The 9471-nt window shown below is 47.1% G+C and carries 7 protein-coding genes; 4 read left to right on the plus strand and 3 right to left on the minus strand.

All coding sequences use genetic code 11. The features are described 5' to 3' along the window. Window positions 1–350, minus strand: a 350-nt coding sequence (locus tag F566_RS0100890; protein WP_020405093.1) for an RHS repeat domain-containing protein, incomplete at its 3' end; no start/stop codon positions are given. An 18-nt stretch (window positions 351–368) separates the two neighbouring features. After that, window positions 369–4310, minus strand: coding sequence for an RHS repeat domain-containing protein (locus F566_RS0100895; RefSeq protein ID WP_020405087.1), 3942 nt, complete (start codon window positions 4308–4310; stop codon window positions 369–371). A 902-nt stretch (window positions 4311–5212) separates the two neighbouring features. Between F566_RS0100895 and F566_RS0100900 the strand changes: the two genes are divergently transcribed. Genes F566_RS0100900 through F566_RS0100915 form a run of 4 tightly spaced genes read left to right on the plus strand, consistent with a single transcriptional unit; the run spans window position 5213 to window position 8699 of the window. After that, a complete protein-coding gene (locus F566_RS0100900; RefSeq protein WP_020405094.1) occupies window positions 5213–6004 on the plus strand; it encodes an immunity 49 family protein in 792 nt (263 codons plus the stop codon). A gap of 30 nt (window positions 6005–6034) precedes the next feature. Then, complete coding sequence (locus F566_RS0100905; protein WP_157496545.1) at window positions 6035–7180, plus strand: hypothetical protein; 1146 nt, start codon at window positions 6035–6037, stop codon at window positions 7178–7180. A gap of 1 nt (window position 7181) precedes the next feature. After that, entirely contained in the window at window positions 7182–8078 is an 897-nt protein-coding gene (locus F566_RS0100910) for an AHH domain-containing protein (RefSeq protein WP_020405096.1), read from the plus strand. A 24-nt stretch (window positions 8079–8102) separates the two neighbouring features. After that, entirely contained in the window at window positions 8103–8699 is a 597-nt protein-coding gene (locus tag F566_RS0100915; protein WP_020405097.1) for an imm11 family protein, read from the plus strand. A 328-nt stretch (window positions 8700–9027) separates the two neighbouring features. Here the strand turns inward: F566_RS0100915 and F566_RS31495 are convergent. Continuing rightward, on the minus strand, window positions 9028–9471 hold a 444-nt coding region (locus F566_RS31495; protein ID WP_026179662.1), incomplete at its 5' end, for a hypothetical protein.

Genomic DNA, 9471 nt, shown 5'->3' on the forward strand with positions numbered 1-9471 from the left:
CCACCCTCAAGCGGCCCTACAGGGTCCATCGCCATAAACCGCCCGACCACAGGGTCATAGTAACGGGCGTTCAGATACGTCAGACCCGTATCGTTATCATGCAGTTTCCCGGTGTAGCCGACACGTTCCTCTTCAGCGGCGCTGTCGTTTACCGTCTTTTGCCCAAAAGGAGCGTAAGTCTCCCGCCATAAAACATTGCCGTCTCTGTCACTGGCAGCAATAGGCGAGCCCAGGTTGTCGTGATGATAGAACGTGATGCGGGCTTCTGACTGAGCCTGAGCGCTGACCAACAGCATCAGAACAGTCAGTGTCAGACACAGCGAGTATTTAAGTTTTGCTAGAATTTCCATTTATGAGATCTCCTTAGGCTACTTCCTGATTGCGGCTTTGATTTGCGTTTTCGCACAATTATTACCGGTCAGGCTATAGTCCGTGGGGCAAGATAGGATGATTGGCTCGATATGAAGTTTGAAACACTCTTTGCCCGATCTCATATATCCGGGGTCACAGTAGTACACTTGGACCTTTTGTTCGGGGCTGCAGAAAATCCCCCAAGGATACTCATAGTCAACAGGGCATCGGCGGTTAGCCGCCCTTGTTTCTTCCCATCGGCAAATTCCGTTTGAAATTGACAGGTTTTCAGAGCAACCTTCCGTTGGTTCTGCAAACACCGTTTTGGTGCAGGTATCGCCATCCAAGATCCAGCCTGCCTCACAGGTGTATTCTGCTTGAAAATCCCGTTCGATCTCCGCGATCATCTTGCCGTCAAAATACACATAGTTTGTCGCCGTGTCCTCCAGCAGATTCTCTTCATAAAGCACACTTCCGTCTTTGGAGTGGACCTGAATAATGGCTTTATCGCCGTGGATTTCGATAGTACGCAGATTGTGGGCGTCATATTCGTAATCGATATCAATATCGCCGCTCTTTGAGACAATGCTGAGCATGTCACCGGAATGATCATAGGTCATGTCAAAACGGCCATTGTCCGTCACATTCCCGAAATCGTCATACTTGAATTGGTAATTGGTTCCGGTCGTGTGGTCCAACCTGTTGGTATCGGAATCATAGAAATATTTCAGTGATCCTAAAGTTCCCATGGACTTGCTCAAGATGTCTCCACGACTGTTGTAACGAGCCCCACAATCTCCCCAGGGACAATCGGCACTAATAAAACGGGAAAGGCCGTCATATTTGATGTCGTTAAAACTGTTGGCAGAGTCGTGGTGATCAATGATGGACGTCACATTGTTGTGTCCGTCATAACTGTAGGCTTGACTGGTCACAACAGTGGACCCGAGATTGCTGTTGATTGCAGTGATCCGTCCCGCTTTATCTGAGGCCTGGGAGACCTTCATTCCATTGGCATAAGTGTATGTCTTGGTAATACCGGTATAGCTGTAATCAACGTCAGAGATCAGTGTGCCTTCCGGTGAATGAAGCGCCAAGGGGCGTCCCGCATCGTCCAGATCGTACTCCAGGAAAAACTGGTTAGGGTAGGTGATCTTCTCCAACTGGCCGTCATCATCATATTGATAGGCAAGTGTGTAGTACTCTGGTCCATCAATATCAACTTTCAGTTTCTCACTGATGAGATCGCCAGACGCCGAGTAGTCATAGGTCCTTGCTGTCAGGCCCTTCTTGGCATAGCTGAGCAAGCCATTGGCATGATACCGGAACCAAACATCATGGCCTGATGGGTAGTCGACTTTTTGCAATTGGTTCAGCGCATCATAGTAATACTTGATTCTCCCCTGTCCCTCGATTAGAGCGGTTCGGAGGTTACCTGATTCATCGTAGGTGTAAGTGATGGGCTGACGCTCTGGCTCATTGATCATTTTGATTCGATCTGTCCCAGCATAATAGGTGTAGCTCCGAGAAACACCGTCCTGCGTGACTTTTTGCACCAATCCCGCTTTATTCCTTTGGAACTTGGTCACCTGAGCATTGCCCTGTTGGTCAATAACGCGATACACCAGAACATCGTAGAGGTAACCGTATCCACCGAAGCCCGCCTTCAGATAGTGTGTTTTATAGAACTTCCCGTCTATCAGATTGGTTTCGGTAATGGCATAACGTGCACCTGCCGCTTTGGCAGCGTTCAGAGTGTCTGAAGGTAAAGCACCAGAAACACAACTCAAGCCATAACAATAGCCAGCCATCGTGCCCCGTCCTGTGTCCTGCATTTGGGTGATGCGACTTAAGGCATCATAGGTGTACTTGACCCCTGCTTCATTACTGCTTCTGTCCATCGGATGAGACTCAAAGGTTTTTCTGCCTAATCCGTCATAAGTCGTAATCAGAAAGTTTAATCTTTCGCCGTTCAGCTCGTTGTCCGTTCGTATTGACCGCCCCAAGCCGTCCAAAGTCACCACTTGCTGGAATGTGGAGCCCGCACGTTTTAACGTGATGGCGTTTTTGGTGTATGTGATAATTTGCTTGGTCCGTTCGGGTTGTTGGACGCTACGAACACGCCCCATCGCATCATAGGTATAGGAGGTGTAATTCTCTGCGCCATCACTTTCAGAGGTGATCAATCCCCGATCATCGACTGTTCGACGAATCGTTCTCTCTGGAAGAGATTCCTCAGTGGCAATTCCCCGGTAATAGGTCGGGTATTGGACAACCTGCTCTCCGAGATGATTCGTATAGTAAAGGCTGGCCAGTAATCCCGCTGTGTGCTTGCCAGAGGTGTGGTAGTCGTAGCGCTCTTCAAGGCCGTTCTCCACTTTACGGACAATTCGCCCTTTGTTGTTGTATTGGTAGGTAGCAACAATCGTTTCTGGATGGCTACCAATCCCGACATCTACCGATTTCTTTCTTAGTAAGCCGATGTAACGGCGACCGTCACCTATCTTATTCTCAAGGGTCAAAGTGGTGATGCGAGAAGTGTCCCCCAAGCGTTCGGTCACAGTCCGTGCCTGATAGTGACTGTTAAAGTTGGAATAGAGAGTTTCCAACAGACCATCAACCTTGATGCGAGTCAGACGTACAGGATTGGCCAGATAGTCGTGGTCACCAATAGCACTCCACTTATTGTAGGAATACTCAGTGGTTCTCAAGGGCTGAGAATCCGAGGCTTTATTGAACACCTGTTCCTTGGCAATCTTTCCTCGGTAGTACAGCTTCGATTTGTCATTATGAAAAGTGGTAATCTTGGTCGACAGGGGATTAGAAGAAATAAATTTCAGCCAATTACCGTCCTTGTCATAGGAATAGGTGGTTATAAAGTCATCCTTTCCTTCTATAGAAAGAATACGTTTAGACACCCCAACTCGCCCAAAATCCAGCTCATGCTGGTAGTCATAGTGATAACTTATCTTCGCACCATGGGGCACCGTTACAGAGGAAAGGCGATGTTCGCGGGGATGGCTGCTGGTCAGTGAACAGGTGTAATACCAGCTCAACCCGTCAGGGCGTCTAACGCGCTTAAGTTCGACCGGTGCAGAGTGTGACCATCGGCTGTACTCGTAGCTCCAGACACGGTTGCCGGTAGATTCGTGGACTGTGATCTTGTCGAGCTTGCGTTTGGATTTGGTCCAGAAGTCTTCAATGTCTTTATAGCTGAAAGTCACCTTTCGGCCATCGGACGCCGTAATACTGTTCGGCAGTACGATACTTTGCCAAATGCTGTCAGTCAGCTTTGAGTCTTCAGACCGCGTGCGCGTGTAGGAATAGGCCAGATAGTTGCCATAAGGGTCAGATACTTTGGAAGCGTGTATGGCACGAGTGGCTATGCCCTTCTTAGAAATGTCGTTATCAAGATAATCAAAGCGGTATACCAAGCCATTGGGAGCATAACCGGTCATGGTGAGCTTATCATCAGAGATGGACCATGTGACTTTCCAGCCATATTGGCCGTTAACCGAAACAAAAGTTCCGTCTTCTGTTTTTGATTTCACTAACGAGAGAGGTTTATGGCCGGGGATCTCCAGACGTGCTGTGCCGATTTTCCAAACCCCATCATTACGACAGGAAATACGGTCACAGTTCTTGTCATAGTCAAAGGAGGCATTGAGGACTACGCGGGGCGTCTCAATGTGCCACAGTCCCAAAGTTCCCAGTCCTGTGGTGTAGCCGTAGGACCGGTAAAGATCAATATTCAACCCAGTACCGGGCAGAGAAAACTCTTTGACCCGCCATTTGAGAGTGCTGGTGAATCCTTCGATATCCTCACCGTTGGATAAAGATTCGTTGGACAGATATGCGTCCACACTGAGTGGATTGGCGGCATTGGATGTCAGGGTGACAAGCAATGCACAAAGAAAGGCCATAACCTGTGCAGGCAGGCCTGTAGAAGGTCGCTTCATGTAATATCCCTATGCGGTTAGATAGATAAAATAATCTAACGACGAGATGTAACGTCCATATTGAGAAGGTACGACTAAGCCTTTGAAAAGTAACAACGACTACCCTGTCAAAATATTCCGTTTCATTCGTCGGCGACGATTAAAAGGGAGATACCATTACGGTTCAATAGATGAAAACCCTAGGTTGACCTGACCAAGTTCAAAGGGTTATGAAAACACATCCTTCTTTTTCTTCATCTCTGGAACTGCATAGAAGTGCAAAAGCTTTCATTACATGAAATCCAACCTTTACTGGGAGCCTTGTATTCCTGGCCTATCTATCGGATTGGCCGTTTCACAAACAAAGGGCTTACGCGAAACGCGCAGGCGTGGGGAGGAGTGAATTTTCACTGCAGAAAAGCCCCAGAAAGGGTTTCCCTACGATTCACACTGATCTATACATCCCAGGCTAATAACAGATCTGGCTTTTCCATGATTTCCTATAATCTTTTAGGAAATATCGCACAGCAATATCCCGCTCAGTTAATTAGTATAGCCGCCGTCGCTCGCACGGATGCCTATAGATGATCGCAATGGATGCCCAGTGACTGTGGTAGGTATGAGATTGCGTTTCATGCCTTACCACCCCACCTCAAAACTCTGCTTCAAAATACGCAAAATGGCCTACAGCCGATAGCCATTGAAAGAGATAAAATTTCAAACTCAGGAAGAAACGGACAATCTGTTATGGACGACTTATCAAAGTGTATTTGTAAACATTGCGGCCAGAATACATTCGTAGAATGGCAATCCCACAGGACTGATGCCGCAAGCCAGACCATTCATGTAGATACCGAGCTGACATGCCTTGGTTGTTTGCTCCTATGTGAGCATGAATTTACCGCAGACAAGGATTGTGCTTAATGCCACCAAACTATTTGCCCCTTGCGATTAAAAACACTGGGATGTCCCTCCAGGAAGTACTGCCGGAATTATTGAGGGCATCATCACCAAAGCTGTCCCATTACCTCTTTGTCTGCAAATCCTATCGACAGTTGGGTGTTGGTGAGCTGTTGATCAGCAATGACCCCGAACCGTTTTACTCAAGACTGTATAAAAGCGCCCAGGCCTTTGTTCACTTCCTGAAGATTGGAGACAATGCCGAGAAGGCGACCTCCCAGGCTTACCCATTTTTTGACGCCGTGGCCTGTGGGGCTGAAGACGTCGCCCGGAAAATTGCACTGTTATGTCCGGATACGATCAATCTACGAAAAGAGTATGAAGAAGACTTCTTATATTACCGTATCCTGATGAAGGCTTTTTATCTGGCCGCCCCGGATTCTGAAATTCAAGATCTGCTGGATGAATTCGAGTCCTATCATGACCAGAATCCCGATGAACGTTTTGAGTTGTGCAAGGCACTCATTGATAAGGACCAGGAATCGTTCGATGAAGCCTTAAGCGCCTGCGTCCAAGCTTTACTGGATAGCTATGGAGAGCAGAAGAAAGCCTCCAGATTAAATGCCGATGAGGCCGCCACGCTATCCCATGTATCACCAGAAGTTTTGGCCTGGCTCCTATTGGCTCGCAAGCAGGGGTTAACCGTCGCGGCAGAGTATCAACTGGCCCCGTCCACGGCCCAAAAGCTTCATCTGGCGGTATACCCACCTGCAGACAGTTGGAAACAGATCGAGAGCTTTACTGAACTTTCTTAGAACGATGTCATCCACCGGTAGTATCTCTTCATGAATTCACTTTCTATCTTAGGTATGGGTTTGGTGTCCTCGGTTGGCTATGACGCCCTCACCTGTACTTCCTCTGTCCGTGCTGGGCTGACACGCTTCCGCCCTTTGGACGATGTTGTCACCTATGACCCGGATGAGCTTGAGGCCCCCGTAATCGGTGCACCGGCGCATTTACTCACATCTGGCTTCGTCCAAAACGCCGCTTGGCTGCGCATGGTGGAACAGGCCATGAAGGATTTAATTCAGTCTGCAAAGTTACCCGCCCAAGATCCTACTTTTTGGCAAAATACGCCAGTAATCTGGATACTCCCAGAAATCACCCATTGGCGCTTTGGATGGCCGGAACTTGAGGTTGTCTCAATACTGCAACAGCACTGTGTTGCCACCCTATCTAAAACGCTCGGAGTGTCCATACAAACACCGGATCATGGATTGATTACGCAAGGAGCTACGGGGTTATATTCAGCATTGGGCAACCTTTTAAAGACAGACCATGCGGAATCCAGCACAGGTGTGATTCTAATATCAGTAGATTCTTTGTTAGATCCGCTCTGCCTTAAACAGCTCTCGGACTATGGTCGCCTACTGGATGACGAAAACAGCGCGAGCCTTATTCCAGGTGAAGCTGCCAGCTGTCTATACCTGGACTTTCAAGCCAATGGTCAGGGCGGACATGCCCCTGTGAACATCATCAGCACAGATACCCGCAAAGTTGAATTAAGGTCTTCCAGCACAGATGACGCTGAAGACAGGGACAGTCCTGCTGTGCAGCATTTAGAGGATAACGCTTCAGAGCTTGGCCAGGCATTGGCCCTCAGCATTAAAGACACGTTGTCTGTCCTGACTGATACAAGCTTTATCGGTGATATCTACATCGACTTAAACGGCGAACGTTGGAAATCGCTGGTATGGGGCTTTGCCCAGACTCATCTACAGGGCTTATCCAATATCAAACTGGATCACTGTAACGTACAGGTTCCTGCCACAAGTTGGGGAGATATCGGGGCAGCCAGTAGCGCCGCTTCATTATGTCTGGCCAACGCCAGCTTTTTACGAGGATACGCCAGAGGAACCATGGCACTTGTGTGTTCCATTAATGAAAGTGGGACTGTCGGATCAGCATTAGTGATCAAGGGAGAGGAATAAAATGGCAAAGAATTCAGGTCATTTTGGCGACAAAAGTTTAGGCTCAATTCACAAAGAGCATGCAACCGCTGACACAACGGAAGGTGGCGCATGCCTGACTGGTCACAAATCGAGTTTTACTAACTTTAATGGTAAACATACCTGTAATTACCGCTACCAATGTTATGAGCAAGCCAAAAGCCATGCTGATATCAAGAAATGTCTGCATAGCTACAGAGACCGGCTACCAACGGAGCCAAAACCAACCTCCGTGTATCCCACAAAATCAGGGAGCCACTACCCGGCCCGGTATTGCACAATGTTAGAGGTTCCAGAACCTGGTGACTGGGACATTGGAGGGCCAGAACGAGATATTGAGCGCGACACAATTGCAGGCAAAACAATTACTATCAAGGAAGGCTATAACTTCACTACAGATACTTGGCCCTATTGGAATAATGCCCACCATCTGATACCCAAAGGCACACTTTCATCGGCCATCACCAATGAAGGCCTGCCCGTATCGAATGTCATGCAAAAGGCGCTTCTCACCGCCCAGTACAATATCAATCATAAGAAAAACATGCTTTTCCTACCCATGGATAAGGAAGTAGGTAAAATCCTGGATGTTCCCCGTCACCTCATCTTGCGGGAAGATGACGAGCCAGACCTGGATGCCATGTGTCAGGCTCACCCGGTTTATGACGAGATGGTCAAAGAAATGGATAAGGGATTGGAAAAGATACTCAAAGGATATCGGAAGATCTGTAACAAGGCTGTATCTGACAACGATGATGAACACGTCATTCCTGATGCCAAACTTGATAAAGCAAAACTGGAAAAGCTTTCAGAAACACTACTAGAGACAATTTTGGATTGGGAAGGTGGGCGTTCTCTTGACGGCCACGCCAAGAAATAGATAACGAAAAAGAGTGACCCATTAATGACTCAGGAAACACGTTACTACTTTATTGATAACTATAAACGTTTAGATCGGGACTTCTGCTTTATTGAAAGTCCCGTAGAGGAGATCAGACTTGCCTCATGGAAAATCACAGACGGCGAAAGTATCAAGGCAGAATACCCTGAGGGTGCTGCTGTCAAAATGAGTGATAGGGGTGGAAGAGTTCTTAGTGACTTTATTGGAACAAAAACTCTGTGCCTTATTGTCAGCAAGCGTGTGAAAGAACTTATTGAAGGCTTTGTTCAAGGGTCGTTTGAATACTTGCCACTCAGTATTATCAACCATAAAGACCGCCTGGAAACTGAGGATTACTTTTACATAAATCCTCTCGGTAGCTACGACTGCTTAAACTACGATGAATCGGAAATTGACTACCTTGATGGTGATAAAGACAGAATCATCGGCGTAGATCGCTTTGTTCTTAGTCGACAGAAGATGGCAAGTATTCCAGACCTATTTCGAATCAAGGAAGATCCTTCCGAGTACGTTATCAGCCAAAGGCTCTTGGACGCCTTGAGATCCATGGACCCTGAACCTACAAACTTGGTAGTTGAAGAAATAGAAGTTTCTGAGTAGCAGAGGGGGCATACACTCCCCCTCCCCCATGGCTGCTGGAACTCGACTAACGGTTATAACCTCGTTCCAAATCCTTAATTAAACGAAATCCTCAAGCTTTCCATACCCTTTGAATCTTGGGGCTCGAACCCTTTTCCCTATTTCATAAACACGACAATCGTCCGAACCGCGCAGGCGTGGGGAGGAGTGAATTATCCCTTCTAGAAAGGGTGTGGTTGATTCAAAAGCCAAATCGCCTGTAGAACACAGGCTATCTCTTCTTTTGCTTGAGGTATATTGCACTACTGTCACAGCTAAACTTTCATTCGGGTAATCAACTCGCAATAGTTCAGTTTTTCCCAATATAGATATGATAATAATCTGGAGATTCTAAAAGTTCAGGAATTACTAAAAATCTTAAACGATATTCGCATTCTTCACTAAAAATCGCTGGTTTTTGCGCCCACCCCAATTTGTCTATTTCATCATCTGTAAGCGCTTTAATATACTCGCCTTTGTCATACCGTATAGGCGCATGTTCTAATTGAGGCAGGTTCTTTTCTAAATTTACATCTCTCTTAATTGCTGCCTCAACATCGCGAACCAGTTGGCCAGGGTCTTTGATTCTAACAACATACCTGCCAAACTTATGGGGTAAATCCTGTATGCGTCCAGAGCTAGGGGCAGACATACAGTATATATAAGATTCTAGGGAGAGTCTGAATAACCCCAAGGTTCTGAGGTAATTCAAACTCTCGACGATATATGGCCGAATATTCAGAGTGTTTTTCCG

The organism is Hahella ganghwensis DSM 17046 (assembly GCF_000376785.1).
Lineage (GTDB): Bacteria > Pseudomonadota > Gammaproteobacteria > Pseudomonadales > Oleiphilaceae > Hahella > Hahella ganghwensis.

Excerpts from the sequence above, each read along its gene's own strand:
- F566_RS0100905 (WP_157496545.1), top strand. The coding sequence starts at position 6,035 with ATGAATTCACTTTCTATCTTAGGTATGGGTTTGGTGTCCTCGGTTGGC.
- F566_RS0100900 (WP_020405094.1), top strand. The coding sequence starts at position 5,213 with ATGCCACCAAACTATTTGCCCCTTGCGATTAAAAACACTGGGATGTCC.
- F566_RS0100895 (WP_020405087.1), bottom strand. The coding sequence starts at position 4,310 with ATGAAGCGACCTTCTACAGGCCTGCCTGCACAGGTTATGGCCTTTCTT.
- F566_RS0100915 (WP_020405097.1), top strand. The coding sequence starts at position 8,103 with ATGACTCAGGAAACACGTTACTACTTTATTGATAACTATAAACGTTTA.
- F566_RS0100910 (WP_020405096.1), top strand. The coding sequence starts at position 7,182 with ATGGCAAAGAATTCAGGTCATTTTGGCGACAAAAGTTTAGGCTCAATT.